The organism is Nocardiopsis rhodophaea, assembly GCF_039530945.1.
In the GTDB taxonomy this organism is placed as follows: domain Bacteria; phylum Actinomycetota; class Actinomycetes; order Streptosporangiales; family Streptosporangiaceae; genus Nocardiopsis_C; species Nocardiopsis_C rhodophaea.
Genome location: NZ_BAAAPC010000025.1, coordinates 68,420 through 84,892, shown reverse-complemented (window position 1 = coordinate 84,892; position 16,473 = coordinate 68,420). Strand labels below are relative to the sequence as shown.

Here is a 16,473-nt window from a genome sequence, read left to right as displayed (position 1 = left end):
GTGAGAGGTCTTTCTTTTGGCACCGTCGATGCTTCCCTTGTTTCCGGGCCCGCGGCAGGGGGCCAGGGGTTATCTCACCTCAGGGCAAGCGGCCTGTCACCTTCTCCCCAAAAACCCGAAACTTGAGAGCGCAGGAATTCGGTCGATATCGCCGAGATCAACGGAAGGGGGACGGGGGAAGGGGGCATCGCGCGTGAAAAGCTCAGTGAGCGGGCGGCTGGTCCCTACCCGCCGCCACCGGTGTGTGTGGTGACGGCTCTGTGCCCTTGGCGTCCCGGGACAGCAGTGCCTCAGCCGCGCCCCACACGGCGATGACCGTGTTCCAGAACATGAAGATGCCCAGCGGGGCGTAGAAGCCGTCCAGCACGGCCGTGCGCTCCGGGTCGCCGACGAACAGGGTCAGCCCCGCCAGCGCGCCCGCGCCGATGAGGCAGGCCAGCAGCCCGCGCAGCCAGGCGGCACCCTCGTGGCGCAGCCGGGCGGCCCTGGCGGTGGGGCGCGGGGGAGGCGGTGGGCCTCCGGCGAAGCGGTGCGCGAATCGGACGTCCGCCCAGGTGATGACCGAATGCCCGTAGGCGACGGTGAACCCCAGGTACAGCGCCCCGAGGCCATGGGTCACGTCGGCGCTGGCCCCCTGGGACAGGTGGACGGCGATCACCGTCAGCAGGACCGCGTCCAGTAGGGGGACGAGTAGCAGCATCACCGTGCTCAGCCGCCGCATGCGCAGCAGGTAGCGCGCGCACAGCCCGCCCAGCACGAGGACCCAGAACAGCGCCTCGACCGCCAGAATCACCGCCGCGATCACCGTCGCGCCCCCCTCGTTCCGCCATGGGGCCCGTCCACCGGCCCCGCGTCCCGCCCATCATGCGGAAACGGCCCGGCACGGGGGATCGGCGCGGGGGATGAGATCGCCGTACGACCTTCGAAGTACGCGTCGGCGGTGCGGACGTGCTGAGATAGGGGCGTGACGCTGCTTCTCCGACGCTACGCGCTGCTCGACCGGCGCATCCTCGGCGGTCGGCTCTACCTCGGCAGCACGCTGTGGGCCGGGTTGCACTTGGCCTTTGGGCTGTTGCTCTGGGGCCTGGGGGCCTACGCTCACCGGGCGGATACGGATCCGCACTGGATGCTGCTGACACTGGTCGGGGTATGCGCGATCGTCCCGTTCCGGCGCACCGCCCCTGAACCGGCGCTTGTGGTCGGCACCGCTGTGCTCGTCGCGGACGTGGCGGTCGGACCGTCGTCCTGGGTGTTCTTCGTCTACGGTGAGCTGCTTTACGCGGTCGCGGTCTGGGGGCGTCGGCGAGCGGCCTACGGTTCGTTGGTCGCGGTGATCATCGGTGCCGTCGTGGTGGTCGTCGTCTGCGTGTACCTGCTCGCCCATGGTCGACTGCCTGGCGGGGCGCTGGAGGGGATCCAGCTCCTCGGTCTCTACGCCCTGGTCTTCTTCTCCCCGATGCTGGGTGGGCTGAGTGTGCGAGAGCACCAGCTCCGGGCCCGACTGGAGCGGGAGCGGGCCGAACAGGTCGCGCGTATGGCCGAGCTTGACCGGGGAAACGCCGTCGCGGAGGAGCGCACTCGAATGGCACGGGAGCTACATGATGTCATCGCCAACCACCTGAGCGCCATCGCGGTGCAGTCAACGGCCGCGCTGTCGATGCGTGCCCCCGATCCGGAACAGGTTCGCCAGGTCCTCGATGTGGTGCGGGAGAACAGTGTGCAGGGCCTGGCGGAGATGCGGCAGATGATCAGCGTACTGCGCGCCGATGACGCCCCCGACCTGGAGCGCATCACTCCGAGGTTGAGCGAGGTCGACCGGCTCGTGGACAGCGTCCGCGAAGCTGGGGTGGACGTGCGTGTGCAGGAGTGGGGCACCGCGTGCCCCCTCCCGGCGCGTGTGGACGCCGCTGCCTACCGGATCGTCCAGGAGTCGCTGACGAATGCGCTGCGGTACGCCGAACCCCAGAGGGTCGTGATCACCGTGGAGTACGCCGCGTCGGGGCCACGGCAGGAGGCTGACCGACTGGTGCTGACCGCGGTGAATCCAGTGCCGGTCCAGCCGGACCCTACCTGGCGTTCGGAGTTGGGCGGAGGCTCGGGGATCGCCGGGATGCGGGAACGCGTCGCCATGGTGGGCGGCCGGTTTGAAGCCGGGCCGTTGGAAGACGCGGAGACATGGTGGCGGGTTCGGGCCGAACTGCCGATCGGACAGTCGGACACTCCCGGGGACACCGATGGACAGAGAGCGGGGATGGGCGCGTGATCCGGGTCGTTGTTGCTGAGGACCAGTGGGCAGTGAGGTCCGGGCTGGTGATGATCCTGGACGCCGCGCCGGACATCCACGTCGTCGCCGAGGCCGCCGATGGCGAGAAGGCCGTCGACGTGGCGCGCCGCTACCTGCCCGACGTCGTTCTCATGGACGTGCGGATGCCGCGTAAGGACGGTATCGCGGCCACCAGGGACCTCGCCGGGATCGGGGTGGACGTGCTGATCCTGACTACCTTCGACCTCGACGAGTACGTGTTCGGCGCGCTGCGAGCCGGAGCCGCCGGGTTCCTGCTGAAGAACATCGAGGCTGACGAGCTGGTTGAGGCGGTCCGCGTCGTGGCCCGCGGCGAGGGGATGATTGCACCGGCCGTCACCAGGCGGCTCATCGCCGAGTTCGCCGGTGCCGGCGCCCGGTTCAGCGGGGGCGTAGGGCCGCAGGCACCGGAGGTCAGTCGGGTCGCTCTCGACGAACTCACCCCACGCGAGCACGAGGTTTTGGCGTGCGTGGGGGAGGGGCTGAGCAACCAGCAGATCGCCCGCCGACTGTCCATCACCGAGACCACGACCAAGACGCATGTTAGCCGCATCCTGGCCAAACTGGGCCTGCGCAGTCGGGTCCAAGCCGCCATCATCGCCCAGGAACTCGAAGCGTAGTTCTTTCGCCATGCTCGTCAACGGGGCTTATTGATGGGTGCCGCACCGACCGGGCCGCGTGTGGCGCGCCTGTCCGCTGGGTCCGCGTCGGTTCCGAAGATCAGTTCCGCAGCGTGTCCAGGACATGGGTGAACAGAGTGGAGTTGGACAGCAGGAGAATCCCGACGATGGCGAGGAGCCAGGCGGTGTTCTCGCGTGCGTTGGCGCGTAGCCAGCGGTCGACGCGGGCGAGGACAGGGCGCATCAGGCCGCGGGACACGAGCAGGACAAGGGTCGCGAGCAGGGCGGGTGCAATCATGACCAGGCAATAGAGCGCGAGGACGGCGATTCCGGTGTGCCATGGGGCAGCGGAGCGGGTGAGTATGTCCAGGGCGGCGAGGTACGGGAACATCGTCGCGACCTCGATGAGTACGGCGATAAGGGCCACGGTGACCAGCCCTCGCGTCGTCGCGTTCTCGCCGACTGCGGCATTGCGCCATTCGGTCAGACGTCCACGGCGTGAGCTCTCCTGTGGCCGGACGCCGTGCCAGAGGCCGGCCAGGAGGAATCCGGCCCCGGCGACCGCTAGCGCGGTGTCCCCGGCGGGGGAAGCCAGGGCCTCTTCCAGCGGAGAACGGACCCGGTTCAGCAATCCCATCAGCAGGATCCCCAGGACCAGGTAGGCACTGCCTACTAGGAGGAGGTAGGCAAGGACGTTGCCGATTCGTAGGCTCCGCGGCGTCAGGAGGAACCATATGGGGATCGCCAGCGTGGAGACGCTGACCGTGTCGAGGAGGGCGAGGGGAATAACGCGCGCGACCAGGTCGACGGGCACATTCACAGGTGGAGCGTCCTTCTTTCCGTAGGAACTGGAACGGTCCTCTCCGGGGGCGCGTCAGAACATGCCCGGCAGCCACTCCTCGCGCCGTCCTGAGGCGTACGCGACCCCGACGAGGACACCGGCGCTCCCGGTGCGCAGGTCGCAGGAGAGCTTGAAGTTCCCCGCCCCGGGAAAGTGGAGCTGACCGTTACCCGTCCGAAGTTCATGCAGACCCAGCCAGCTCATGTGCCGTTTGACCAGAGGTTCAGTCTGCTCGCCGAACCCGAGCCGCGACAGACGGGTGAGCCCGGCGAGGAATCCGCTGCGACCCCGGAACAGGCCGGATTGGACCATGAGCTCCGGCCCCATTGCCCGGATCAGGTCGGCGACCGAGGCACGACTCGACTGCCATCCTTCGTGCGCCTCCAGCTCCGCTAGGACGAGCGCGCTTCCGCAGGATCCCTCCTCCAGGTACGCCAGCGTCCGCCGTCCCCGGTCATTGAACTGGAGCGAGCCGTCCTTGCAGCGGATGTAGGCGTCCAGTTCGAATTCCATGAGCTCCCGAGCCATGGCGACGGCCATCGTCTCGTCGACGAGCACGCCATAGCGGTGCAGCGCGAGGGCGATCCCGGCCAGCCCGTGCATCAATCCGTAGGCCTGACGCCGTTCGCCGTTCTCGTTCGCGCGTAGCCCGGCGAGGATCAGCGCGGCACGCTCGGTGAGTTCCGCGCCGATCTGTTCCACGTGGGAGGACTCCAGCAGAGGATCGGGGCCGGACGCCAGCTCCGCCGCGGCCAGAAGTGCTCCGGCCGTGCCGCTGAAAACGCTTGAATTGCATCCGGAGCGGTCCTTGCCCAATGCCATGTCAACAAGCCATTTTGCCTGGTCAGGATATCCAGCTCGGCGCAGGACACAGCCCGCGCCCAGCTCGCTGTCAAAGAGGCCGCACTCTAAGCGTTCGGTCCCTGAGCGCCCGCGACGTATGGTCCACTCGGTTACCTCGCGGACCAGGTCCGCATCATTGAGCTCATCGGTGTCCAGCAGAGACCAGAGGATGCCGGAGCCTCCAGTGGCCAGGGAGACCGGAGACAGCGCGAATCCCGTCGGGTCATTGGGAAGTAGGCGGTCGGAGCGTTCCGGTGTCATCCGGGAGCGCCACCCGGTGAGGATCCGATCCGCCCAGTCTGCGAATCCGGCCTCCTCGTTCAGGAGACCAGGGGAAGGCGAGAGTTCGGGGGCGGGCGCGGAGGCACCCTGTCCGCAGATGCGCTCGATTTCATCGGCCCAGGTCGATGAAATATCGAACATCGTCCGGCTCGTCGTGAGGAATTGCCGAAGCTTGGTGTCGTCGAAGCGGACCAAGGGAGTGATCGGCAGGTAGCACGAGAGCTCCAGCATGCGCAGGGCATGCTCGTCGGAGGCGCGTCCGGTCTTGCTGACGTGGCTGAAGCCGGGGGCTCCGGGGAGTGGGCGGTCAGCGTCGTGGGGGACACACGTCTCCAAGTCGATGAGGGAGATCGACAGGTCCGGGGTTACGAGCACGTTGCCGGAATGGATGTCTCCGAAGATGTAGCCCCGCTCCCAGATGGCGTGGATCGCCTTGGTGATCTGGTCGAGGATGTGGTCGACCTTCTCCCGGTAGGTGCGGATCTCCTCCGGTGAGGGAGGACGGAACGGATCCGGACGCAACAGGTAGGGGTGGTTCGCCGCGCACCACTCCTGGAGGGTGTTGCCCGGGACGTACTCCATGGCGGTAAACACGTGAGACTGCCACGTGAACTGCTCATATACCTCCGGAAACTCCGGGAGGTCAGCGAGCTTTCGAAGCGCGGTGTACTCGTGGCGAGCACGGGCCACGGCGTCCCCGCCGTGGAGGTCCTGGCCGGCCAGGGGACGCGCCTCCTTGAGTACGACCGACTGCCCGGTGTCGGAGTGCGTAGCCAAGTAGACGCCACCGCTATTGCTGAAGTGCAGCGCGCGTTCGATCCGGTACGGCGGTGTGCCCGACGCCCCGCCCGCACTCGCCGACACGGGGGCTGACATTCGGGTGAATGCCTCGGGCACCGAGATGAACGTCGGGGCGGAAAACGGCACCGAGCGGGGATCAGGGACCCTCTCCCCCGATTCGTCTTCCATCGCCAGAGTGACGTCGCCGGCGTTGGTACGGCAGTGCATTCGAACGAACGCGCCGTAGCGGGCGTGGACGACGGTGCCGTCGAGCTGGAGGTCGGACAAGATGCGGGGGCCCGGAACCCCCCGTGTCCGGGACACCAGTTCCCGTGCGATCTCCACAGCCTGCTCGGTGGAGCCCGGGTAGAAGACGATGCCTTTGCCGCTGCCCGAGCGCGGGGCGTACTTGGCGTTCACGATCCACGCGTATTCGTATCGGGCCAGGTACTTGAACGGGACAACGTGTGCGTAACCGGTCGCGCGCGCGATGCGGAGGAGGGAATCGAAAGAGCTCTGTGTGACCGCGAGGTGGAGTTTCCATCCCTGCCGACCCAGTGTCGTACCGTCGGGTGCGCATACCGTCCAGATCCCGCGGTCGGTGTAGGTCCAGCCGTTCCTGTATGCGATGGGAACAGGTCCATGGGCGAGCTTCCGGAAACGGGGATCGCCAGGATGGCACCTCCAGCGGGAGATGTCGTCATAGGCGTCGGGGTCAGCGAAATTGAAGTAGTAGTGGTCCATGCCGGCCTTTCTCAGGCGGTCGTCTGGTCGGCATCGATGTCGGCCTCGTTGGCGTCGGACAAGGCGCTTTCGAAGGCGCTGATCGCATCCCAGAGAGGGGCCGCGACGTGGGCGTCACGATCGACGCTGCGGCTTACCGATTTCTGTCCGCGTACAAGGAGGTAGTTGGGCACGCTGGAAATGCGGGCCAGCACGTCGCGAATGATCTGGTTGTCGGCCACGTCCGGGGGGAATGACGGACATACGATCACCGGGACCCGGGCGCCTAGAACACCGAGGGTGAAGGGACCGGCGCCCGACCCCGCCGCGAGTGAGGACAGGAAGTTCACTGAGGCGGGGTAGACGATGATGCCGTCATGGTCATTGGCGATCCTGGTGTGGACAGGCTCCAGCCCATTCGCCGTGGACCATGTATTGGCGACGGTGGGGGTTCCTGTCAGCGCAGTGACGGCGGTTGTGCTGACGAACTGCTTCGCGGTTTCGGTCAGGCCCACAGTCACGGAGTAGTTCGGCCGATTCGCGAAGAGCCAGTTCAACCAGAAGGGGAGATGCGCGGTGGACAGCGTGCCCGTGGAGATGAGGAATAGACTTGCCTTTCTGGACTTCGCCTCGTCGCTGCGGTCGAAACTCGTCATGTGGGCGAACATGCCTTTCTAGCGCCGTCCCTCATCCTGGTCGCCGTTATTTCGAGATTTGCCCCCTCCGAAATCATCGCGGATGTCGTCGAGGAGCGTGCGGGGCCTGTGCCCCTTGGACCTCCGGTACTCGTCGCCCAGGTCGAGAACGCCCAGCAGGATCAAGAGAAGGCCAAGGGGGCCGCCCTGGAACCAGCGGTACTCGAAATCCCAGAAGAAGAGCGCGAGAACCGCTCCGGCGGCGATCAGGGTGAGGCCGAGGATGAGTTTGAAGCGCATGGATCTCCGATGCGGTCGTGTTGGTGGCCCGGCAGCCACCGCTCGAACGGGTGATTCGTATCTTGTCTACCATCTTTTCGTGGGGGCGGGAGTAGCTGTCCGAGTGCAAGTTCGAAGATCAACTTTCTGAAGTGCCCGGTGTCCTCGGACACAAGGAAGTGGCCGCTGTCCACGAAATTGATCGAGACCTCATCGGCATATTCCCGCCACGCCAAGAAATACTCGCGGGGAATGAGCAGGTCGTCATTGCCCGCGAACACGTGGACAGGAAAGGGAAGTTTTTCCTGCTGAGGTGTGTGGCGGTAGGAGCGGCACACCTCGACATCGTCCCGGACCGGTCCCAGCATCGGCTCCAACCAGACGGGGTTGGCGACGACCCAGTCGGGGAGCCCACCGATGCCGTGCAATCGCCGAACCAGATCGCGGTCGTCGCCGTAGTCCAGGCTTACCGTCCATGCGTGCGGAGCGCCATATCCGGCGACGACCAGGGCCGCTGGAACCGGACCGCTTCCTTCCGCCATGCGACGGGCGAGCAGGTATGCCAGCAGCCCACCCATGCTGTGCCCGAACAGCACATAGGGGCCGGTGCCGCTGTCGCTCAGCTGGTCCTCGATATCCGCCGCGAGCACGGGCAACAGGTCCTCGATAGTCCGGTATCGGCGACGACGCGCTGGGCCCTCGGCCTGGGGCAGGGCGATCGTGACGACCTGCACACCGGAGGGCGCCTCCCGCACCCAGGGGGAGAACACGCTCGGGCTTCCTCCCGCGTGGTGCAGGCAGATCAGCCTGATGCCGGTCAACGCGATCCGCTCCCTTCCGTGAGTTCGCTCAACAGCCGATCGGCCAGAGAGGCGCTCGTAGGATGCTCGAAGACCAGGGACGGGGGGATCCGGACCCCCAGGCTCTGCTGGAGCCCGCGCCGCAACTCGATCGCCTTCAGAGAATCGATCCCCAACGTAAAGATGTCGGCGTCAGCAGGCACCTCCGACCCTCCGGCCACCGCGCGAACGTGTTCCCGGACGTGGGTGACGAGGAGGTCACCCCGTCGCCCATCAGGGGCGGAGCGAAGGGCGTCGAGGAAGGAGGGGCCTCGGGCCTGTGGGGCCGTGGGCGGACGCTCAGGCATCTCGCTGAGGAGGTCAGCGAGCGCGCTGGAGTCGCGGCGGGGGAAGTGCCTCCAGTCGGTGGGAAGGACTGCGGAGACCGGGCCGCCATCACCATTCGCGAGCAGGTGTGTGAGGAGAGCCAGACCGTCCTCCCGCGGCAGGACGCCCTCTCCGTCGTTCGACCGTGAGTCCAGGCCCAGCCTCGCGCTCATTCCGACCTCGGCCCACGATCCCCATTGGATAGCGGTCGCGGGCAGGCCCGCTGCGCGTCGGAAGGACGCAAGGCCGTCCAGGAATGCGTTGGCGGCGGCGTAGTTCGACTGTCCCGCCGTTCCCAACAGGGCGGAAGCGGAGGAGAAGAGCACGAAGAAGTCCAACGGGAGCTCGCGGGTCAGCACGTGCAGGTGCCACGCCCCCAGTGCCTTGGGCGCCATAACCCGGGTGAACCGCTGAGGTGTCTGAAGGAGCAGCATGCCGTCGTCGAGGACGCCCGCGAGGTGCAGCACACCGCCCAGCGGGGGCTGAGCGGAGTCACTCCTGATCCGCTCGAACACTCCGGAAAGCGACGTGAAGTCAGCGACATCGGCGATAGCCGAGCTGACGCGGACGCCGCGAGCGCGCAGCTCCGATAGCCGTCGCTCCGCCTCCTGGGTCGGAGGATTGCGTCCGACCAGCACGAGGTGGCGGGCCCCGGAACGCCCGAGCATCTCCGCCGCCTCCAAGCCCAGGCCGCCGTGACCTCCCGTGATCATGTAGGTAGCGTCCGGCCGTACGGGCGGCGTGGTGTCTTCGGTGGCAGAGAGTGGCGCCTCACGCAGGACGGCACGGTACCTGCGGCCGTCGCGGTACCCGGTTCGTCGTCCACCGCGGTCCGTGTGGCGTGACCGCAGCTCCGCACAGAGCTGGGACACTTGCTCAACAGGGGTGATGCGAGGGTCCAGGTCCACCTGGTCGCAGCCGAGCTCCGGCAGCTCGGCGGCGATGACAGCGCACATTCCCCAGAGCGCCGACTGGGCGGGGGCCGTCACCGGATCACCGGCCACGGGCTGGGCACCGCGGGTCACGACGCACAGCGCCGACCCCGATCCGCCACCAGCCGTGACCTGCTGTGCGATACCGAGCAGAGAAGTGCTCATATCGATACCGCTCTGCCCGGAGGCCGTCTCGGACGTCGCGGACCAGCATGCCACCACGAGGTCATAGAGACGGTCACCGAGCACAGGGCCGTCGGTGGTGTCCAGATCGCACTCGATTCCGTGGCGGCTGGCCTCCCCGGCCAGTGCGGGGCCGAGGTCGTCGTCCGCCAGGACCAGCCAGCGGGCGGCGCCCTTCGGCGACGACGTGGGGCCCGACGGGGCGGGAAGCCAGCGCGTGCGGTAGTGCCAGCTCCGCCAGGGTTCGGAGCCCGGGGGGAGCATCGTCTTCCGGTCGGCCCGCTTGAGCAGGACTCCGGACATCGTGAGGACGACCGCCCCGGCCGCGGTGAACAGCTCGACGTCCGCTCTGAGTGTCTCCGGATCGTGTGATTCCGGCGGGCGCAGGCGTGTCCGGCACCACGTGGGGACGCCCTCGGCCGACTCGGCCCGGATCTCCGCGACCCCCAGGGGCACATAGGTCCTCCGGCCGACTCGCTCGGGGTAGGCCATGGTCAGCGCGAGGAAGCACGCCTCCAGAATCACCGGGTGCACGTGGTAGCGGGGCGCGTCGACATGCTCGGATTCGGAGAGCTCGATCTCGCAGAGGGTCGAGAGGCCGTCGTACCACAGCCGCTTGGCGACCTGAAATGACCGGCCGAGGTCGATTTCCCGTTCTGCCTCCCGACGGTAGACCAGGGCGGGATCGCCTTCGCTTTCGGCCACCTCGGCGATGAGCTCGTCCGGTGCCACGTGCCGGGCCGCCGACGCATCCACCGGGGCGGCCCTAGTCAGGGTTGCCGAAGCGTGCAGCGTCCATGGGCCGCCGGAACTCGCTGGGCGTGAGTGGACCTCGAAGGACAGCCGCCCATCCTCCTCTGGACGTAGCACCACCTGTATCTGACGCGGGTCCGCGACATCGGCGAACGCCATCGCCCGGTGGATGTGGAAGTCGCGCGTCTCGAGGGGGACCGACGGGCCGAAGACCTCCCGCGCCGCAGAGAGCGCCATCTCCATGTAGGCCACACCGGGCATCACCACCGTTTGGAACACACGATGATCCTGGAGCCACGGGACGCCGTTGGGCGCCACGACGGTGTCGAAGCAGACACCGCCGTCGGCGAGATCCAGCCGTGGCCCGAGCAGCGGCGTCGTGGGGCCGGGCGCCGCCCCGGAGGCAGGATCGACCCGTCCGTCCGCCTGGGGTTCGATCCAGTGTCGTTGGCGTTGCCAGGGATACGTCGGGAGACGGACGCGTCGGCCGGACCGTCGGCCATGCACCGCCTCCCAGTCGACATCGACTCCCTGCACGTAGAGGTCGCCGAGGGCCCCAAGTACGTGTTCCCACGGCCGCTCAGGGCGGACCGCGGCTATAAAGGAGGTCCGGTCGGGGTCGACGACCTCTTCAGCGAGGTGCAAGAGAGTCGGCTTGGGCGATATCTCGAGTAGCGCCGTGGCGGCGGTTTTCTCCAGCTCGGTGAGGGCGTCGTGGAAGCGCACGGGTCGCGTGATCTGTTCGATCCAGTACGCGGGGGTCGCCATCGCGTCGCCGACGGGTTTCCCCGTCGACGACGAGACGATCGGGATGCGCGGATCCTGGTAGCGAACGGATCTCGCGGCCTGTCCGAACTCCTCGACCATGGGCAGCACGAGGGGGGAGTGCGACGCAAAGGAGATGTCCAGGCGGCGGGTGCGGACACCGCGTTCTTCCAACCGAGCACATGCCGCATCGATCTCGGACCCGCGACCAGAGATGACGACGGACTCCGGTCCATTGACCGCCGCTATCGCGGTGCGCGGACCGAGGAGCGGGGCGACGACCGATTCGGACGCCGAGACGGCCACCATCTCACCGGCCTCAGGAAGGGTGTGCGTCAGTCGTCCGCGTTCGCACACCAGCATCAGCCCGTCCTCCAGGGAGAACACCCCAGCGAGGCAGGCGGCCGCGTACTCGCCGTGGCTGTGCCCGAGGAGGACGTCGGGGGCGACCCCCCAGGAACGCCACACCTCGGCCAACGCGTACTCAAAGGCGAACAAGGCCGGCTGGGCATAGGCAGTCTGCCCGATGAGTGACTCTTTCCTGCCCGAGGTGAACAGGACATCGCGGAGTGCTACATCGAGGCGGTCCCGGGTGAGGCGGTCACACTCGTCGATCACATCGCGGAAGAGCGGCACCCGATCGTACAGCTCCCGCCCCATACCCGGGTATTGCGGACCTTGACCGGGGAAGAGGTAGGCCGTTCCGCGGTGAGCGGCGGGGACTGTCGCGCCGTCGGCCTCCTGGAGGCGGGCGGCGGCGTCGGCTGCCGACGTCGCTGTTACGGCGAGACGGTGCGGGAAGTGGCGTCGCCCCACGGCGGCGGTGAAACACACGTCGGCGAAGGAGGGTGCGGTCGGCCGGGCGAGGAGGTCGGCGTAGCGTCTCTGGAGCTCCCTGACCGCCTCGGGACTCCGGCCGCTGAGAACCAGCAGGTGCGCTTCATCAGCCGTCGATGAGTCGGCGGTGGCGGCGTGATGCGACTCGGCTGTGGGGCCGGTCGCCTGCTGGAGTATGACGTGGCAGTTGGTTCCACCGACGCCTAGGGAGGTAACCCCGGCCGTACGCGGTCGGCCCTCCGAACGCCATGGCTCGGCGGTGCGGCTGACGTAGAAGGGCGATGACGCGAAGTCGATCTCCGGGTTGGCCCTCTGGTAGTTCAGGCTGGGGACCAGCATGCCGCGCTCGACGCACAGCGCCGCCTTGATGAGTCCGGCGATGCCCGCGGCCTCATCTAGGTGCCCGATGTTCGTCTTGACCGACCCGAGGGCGCAGTAGCCGGATCGCGAGGCCCCAGAGAACGCCTCGCGCAGCGCGGCCACCTCGATCGGGTCACCCAGGGCTGTTCCTGTTCCATGGGCCTCGACATAGCCGACGTCCTCCGCGTCCACCCCTGCGGCGTCCATGGCGGTGCGGACCACGTCGGCCTGGCGGCCGACACTCGGCGCGGTGAAACCGATCTTGTCAGCTCCGTCGTTGTTAACCGCGGATCCCCTGATGACGGCGATGATCCGGTCACCGTCGGCATGTGCGTCCTCGAACCGTTTAAGAACGACGATCCCCGCGCCGTTGCCGAACATGGTGCCCGATGCCGCTGCGTCGAACGCGCGGGTCCGACCGTCCGGGGACAGGACCATGCCCTCCTGATACAGGTATCCCGCATTCTGCGGGACGGCGATGCGCACGCCCCCGGCCAGGGCGATATCGCTGCTGCCATCACGAAGACTCTGAGCGGCGAGGTGGACGGCGACCAGGGATGTCGAGCACGCGGTGTGCACGTTGACACTCGGCCCCACCAGGTCGAGGGCGTGCGAGACACGTGTGGTCAGATAGGCGGGGTCGTTTCCGAGCTTCAGTTGGAACTGCTCGATGTCGGCCTCGGTTAACGCCCGTCCGTGACCGTACCCGTAGTGCGGAAGGAGGTTGTTGATGAGGTATGTGCTGATCGCGGAACCGCCGAACACCCCCACGTTTCCGGTGCCGCTGCCACCGGGGGCGTACCCCGCATCTTCGAGTGCCTCCCATGCGCACTCCAGGAAGAGGCGATGTTGCGGGTCCAGGTCATCGGCTTCCTTCGCGGTGAAGCCGAAGAACTCGGCATCGAAGCCGTCGATTCCCGGCAGGACGGCACCCATCCGCACATAGTCGGGGTGGTTGGCCAAGCGCTGGTCTCGCTGGGCATGGGCGACATCGCCGAGTTCCTCGACGGATTCCACGCCCCGCATCAGGTTGGTCCACAGCGCCTCGACATCCGGTGCCCCGGGGAACCGCCCCGCCATGCCGATGATGGCGATCGCGCCGCCCCCGGCATCGCGGCCGACGTGATAGGCGGACCTGTCGGCGTCCGGGCGGGGAGCGGGCAGGCGGTTCCGCTCGATATGCCGAGCGAACGCGCTGATGGTGGGGTAACGCAGCAGGTCCACCATCGGGACACCGTGCCCGAACCGTGCGGCAAGCTCCGCCCGCAGTTCGACGAGGAGCAGGGAGGTACCGCCCAGGTCGAAGAAGGAGTCCTCGACCGATACCGCGTCCAGTCGCAGGATGTCCCGCCAGATGTCGACAAGGGTTCGCTCGGTCTCGTCGCGCGGGGCGACGACATCGGACGGGATAAGACGGTCGAAGGTGCGCGGTGGGCGGAGCCGGGCGCGATCGGTCTTGCCGCTGGGCGTGAGGGGCAGCGCGGTGTGGAACCGATACGCGTGCGGCAGCATGGCTGCGGGTAGCCGTGCGCCAAGGTGACCGTGCAACTGTCGCCGCAGGTCGGCCCGCTCGGTTTCGGAGGCGGTGACGACGTGGGCGACGAGGCGCTGGCTTCCGTCGATGTCGTGGGCGGCCACGGCTGCCTCGTCGATCTCAGGGTGCCGCATGAGCTGCGCCTCGATCTCGCCGGTCTCGATCCGCACACCGCCGATCTTGACTTGCGCGTCGATCCGCCCCAGCACCTCGATCCCCCCGTCCGGGTGGCGACGGGCGAGGTCTCCCGTGCGGTACATTCGCCCGTCGCCGGACGGGTCGGCGACGAACCGTTCGGAGGTGAGGTCGGGTCGTCCAAGGTACCCGAGTGCGACACCGGCTCCGGCGACGCAGAGTTCCCCGGCCTCGCCTGGGGGGACCGGACGCATATCCTCGTCGAGGATGCGCAGCTGGACACCGTCGATGGCGTGGCCGATCGGCACGATATCCGGCCACGTCTCCGGGGATCCGTCCAGGGTGTGCGTCGCGGCGTCCTGGAACTCCGTCGCGCCGTAGTGATTGTGCAGGCGCGTAGGGCTGCTGCGGAACATCGACCGGATCGCGGGGGTGATACGCAGCTGTTCTCCTGTGGTCACGACCTCGCGCAGCCGCTGCGGAGGACGTTTCTCCGCTGCAACCCTGGCCAGGTGATCGAGCTGGGTCACCGGGAGGAACAGTCGTTCGATTCCCTCGCGCTTGAGGAACTCCAGCAGGGCGTAGGGGTTGCGTCGGACCTCCTCGGCGGCGAAGACGAGGGTGCCGCCGAAGGCCAGCGTGGAGAAGATCTCATGGAAAGAGAAGTCGAAGCTCAGTGAGCACACCTGCGCGGTGGTCAGCGCGCAGCTCGACGGGCGTGCGCGGCCATGCCAGGTCACCATGTTGACCAAGGAGCCATGGGGCATCACCACACCCTTGGGGGCTCCCGTGGAGCCCGAGGTGAACATCGCGTAGGCCGGAGCCGCGGGGTCTGTGACCGGACGTGCGAGCGGAGTGGCCGCGCCTCGGTGCGCAGCGCTCAGGAGGCCTTCCTGGGGCAGCACCAGAACCGGAGCAGGGACGTCGGCCGATGCCTCCCCCCACGGATCCGCCGACTCGCAGGTGATCACCAATGGCATTCGGGAGGTCGTCGCGATGTGCCGCACCCGTTCCGCAGGGTCACCAATATCGATGGGGACGTAGGCGGCGCCGGACCGAAGCACACCCAGCATGGCCGCGATCGCCTCTGGCGACCGCGGCATCCGCACCCCGACGAATTCGCCATGTCCGATGCCGCGACGAGCCATTTCCTCGGCGACACGGTCGGCCATCGCACCGAACTCGCGGTAGGTGACCGTGCGAGTACCATCCACCATCGCGATGGCGTCCGCGTGTGCTTCGGCGATGCGTTGCCCGATCAACCCGTGGACGGTCGACGACGGGAAGGTGGCGGCTGTGTTCACCGGGAGCTCCCGGCGGTCAGCGGCGTGTACTTAGCCCGGGGGAAGAGGTCCTCCGCCGTTCCATCCCGTCGGATGTCCCAGGTCGCGCAATGCAGTGAGCCTCCGAACTCGAACACGTTGCGGAACGGGACAGTGAGTACCTCGAATCCCATGTCGGTCAGGAGGTCGTGCAGCGGAGCCTCCTGCTCCTCACAGATCACCGTGGTGGGGGAGATGCTCAGCACGTTCATCGACAGCCATTTCGAGGACTGGCAGTGTGTGGGCATCTCGGAGTTGGACAGGACGGGCTCGGGGGCCTCCACCAGTTTCCAGTCGTTCTCGGTGAACAGCGCAACCTCGTCCTCGCGGAGCGGGCGGTCTGGGTTGGTCAGGATCAGGCCGGTCCGCAACGGCACGAAGGTGCAGTCGATGTGCGAGGGAAAGTAGTCGAGCGGAAAGTGCACGGGATGGACGCGGAAGCCACGTGGCTCTAGGTGTCGCTTGAGCCATCGGATCCCCGCCCTGTTCGTCGTCATGGACTCCTGGACGACGATGTCCCTACCGAACCGGTTCATATCGGCGGCATCGAACACGACCTCATCCTGGGTGACGCAGAACTCCGACTGGTGCATGCGCCTATGGCGCTCCTCCAGCGGCCACGTCCAGAACTCCTCCCGGTACATCGCGGAGGCCATGGTGGGTTTGGGGGCTACCGTCCAGGAGATCCGGGGGTCGGACTCCCAGTACTCGTAGACGAGGTGGCGATAGGGCTCGTATTCGAAGTACCGGGCCCTCCGGGACATGGTGGCCTCGATAATCTCGTTGCCGACGGTGATCATTACGTCCCGTGGGCATACCGCGCAGTACTGGTTCTCCACACCGAAGTGAGGGGTCCTCAGCGGTTGGCTGAAGTCGTACGGAGCGGGTCTGCGGACCACGATGCCGCGCGACTCCAACACCTCGGCGAGCCGGTCCAGTTCCTCGTTGGCCTTGGCGATGACCTCTGGCGGCTTGGGGCCGGTAGGGAAGGGCTCGTCCGGTCTGTCGCGGACCTGGGGTCTGTTACCGGGTTCGGTGGGTTCGTAGCAGGCGCCGTCCGCTGATCCGACGACCACTTCCCTGAGCGTGTCCCACTCGTTCCACGAGTTCACGACAGCGGTTCCGTCACCGTTGGCCATGGGATCCTTCCTAGGTCGGGCGGGGTGGGGCGGCCGGTCGCT

General features: G+C 67.4%; 10 protein-coding genes. 2 read left to right on the top strand and 8 right to left on the bottom strand.

Going from position 1 to position 16,473, the window contains the following annotated elements:
• Positions 1-202: 202 nt before the first annotated feature.
• On the bottom strand, positions 203-805 hold the full coding sequence (locus ABD259_RS22935) for a hypothetical protein (RefSeq protein WP_344109180.1): 603 nt from the start codon (positions 803-805) through the stop codon (positions 203-205).
• Between the two features lie 159 nt (positions 806-964).
• On the opposite strand from ABD259_RS22935, the gene ABD259_RS22930 reads away from it, so the two are divergent.
• Positions 965-2,263, top strand: coding sequence for a sensor histidine kinase (locus ABD259_RS22930; RefSeq protein WP_344109178.1), 1,299 nt, complete (start codon positions 965-967; stop codon positions 2,261-2,263).
• Positions 2,260-2,922 (top strand): response regulator, encoded by a 663-nt coding sequence (locus ABD259_RS22925; protein WP_344109176.1) that lies wholly within the window; start codon positions 2,260-2,262, stop codon positions 2,920-2,922. The genes ABD259_RS22930 and ABD259_RS22925 overlap by 4 nt, the downstream gene beginning before the upstream one ends.
• Positions 2,923-3,022: 100 nt before the next feature.
• Here ABD259_RS22925 and ABD259_RS22920 read toward each other — a convergent pair whose 3' ends face one another.
• Genes ABD259_RS22920 through ABD259_RS22890 form a run of 7 tightly spaced genes read right to left on the bottom strand, consistent with a single transcriptional unit; the run spans position 3,023 to position 16,431 of the window.
• Positions 3,023-3,742: a GAP family protein gene (locus ABD259_RS22920; RefSeq protein WP_344109173.1), complete on the bottom strand. Its 720-nt coding sequence runs from the start codon at positions 3,740-3,742 to the stop codon at positions 3,023-3,025.
• Between the two features lie 54 nt (positions 3,743-3,796).
• Entirely contained in the window at positions 3,797-6,412 is a 2,616-nt protein-coding gene (gene lanKC / locus ABD259_RS22915; protein WP_344165251.1) for a class III lanthionine synthetase LanKC, read from the bottom strand.
• A gap of 11 nt (positions 6,413-6,423) precedes the next feature.
• Positions 6,424-7,047 carry a flavoprotein gene (locus ABD259_RS22910; RefSeq protein ID WP_344109169.1) on the bottom strand — a complete coding sequence of 208 codons (624 nt, stop codon included), beginning with the start codon at positions 7,045-7,047 and terminating at the stop codon, positions 6,424-6,426.
• Positions 7,048-7,065: 18 nt separating this feature from the next.
• Positions 7,066-7,326, bottom strand: a complete 261-nt coding sequence (locus ABD259_RS22905; RefSeq protein ID WP_344165250.1) for a hypothetical protein — start codon at positions 7,324-7,326, stop codon at positions 7,066-7,068.
• The gene (locus tag ABD259_RS22900; protein ID WP_344109164.1) at positions 7,293-8,126 is read right to left on the bottom strand and encodes a thioesterase II family protein; all 834 of its coding nucleotides are present in this window, start codon (positions 8,124-8,126) and stop codon (positions 7,293-7,295) included. The genes ABD259_RS22905 and ABD259_RS22900 overlap by 34 nt, the downstream gene beginning before the upstream one ends.
• Positions 8,123-15,274 (bottom strand): amino acid adenylation domain-containing protein, encoded by a 7,152-nt coding sequence (locus ABD259_RS22895; protein WP_344109162.1) that lies wholly within the window; start codon positions 15,272-15,274, stop codon positions 8,123-8,125. Before ABD259_RS22895 ends, ABD259_RS22900 begins: the two co-directional genes overlap by 4 nt.
• Complete coding sequence (locus ABD259_RS22890; RefSeq protein ID WP_344109160.1) at positions 15,271-16,431, bottom strand: glycine amidinotransferase; 1,161 nt, start codon at positions 16,429-16,431, stop codon at positions 15,271-15,273. The genes ABD259_RS22895 and ABD259_RS22890 overlap by 4 nt, the downstream gene beginning before the upstream one ends.
• Positions 16,432-16,473: the final 42 nt, after the last annotated feature.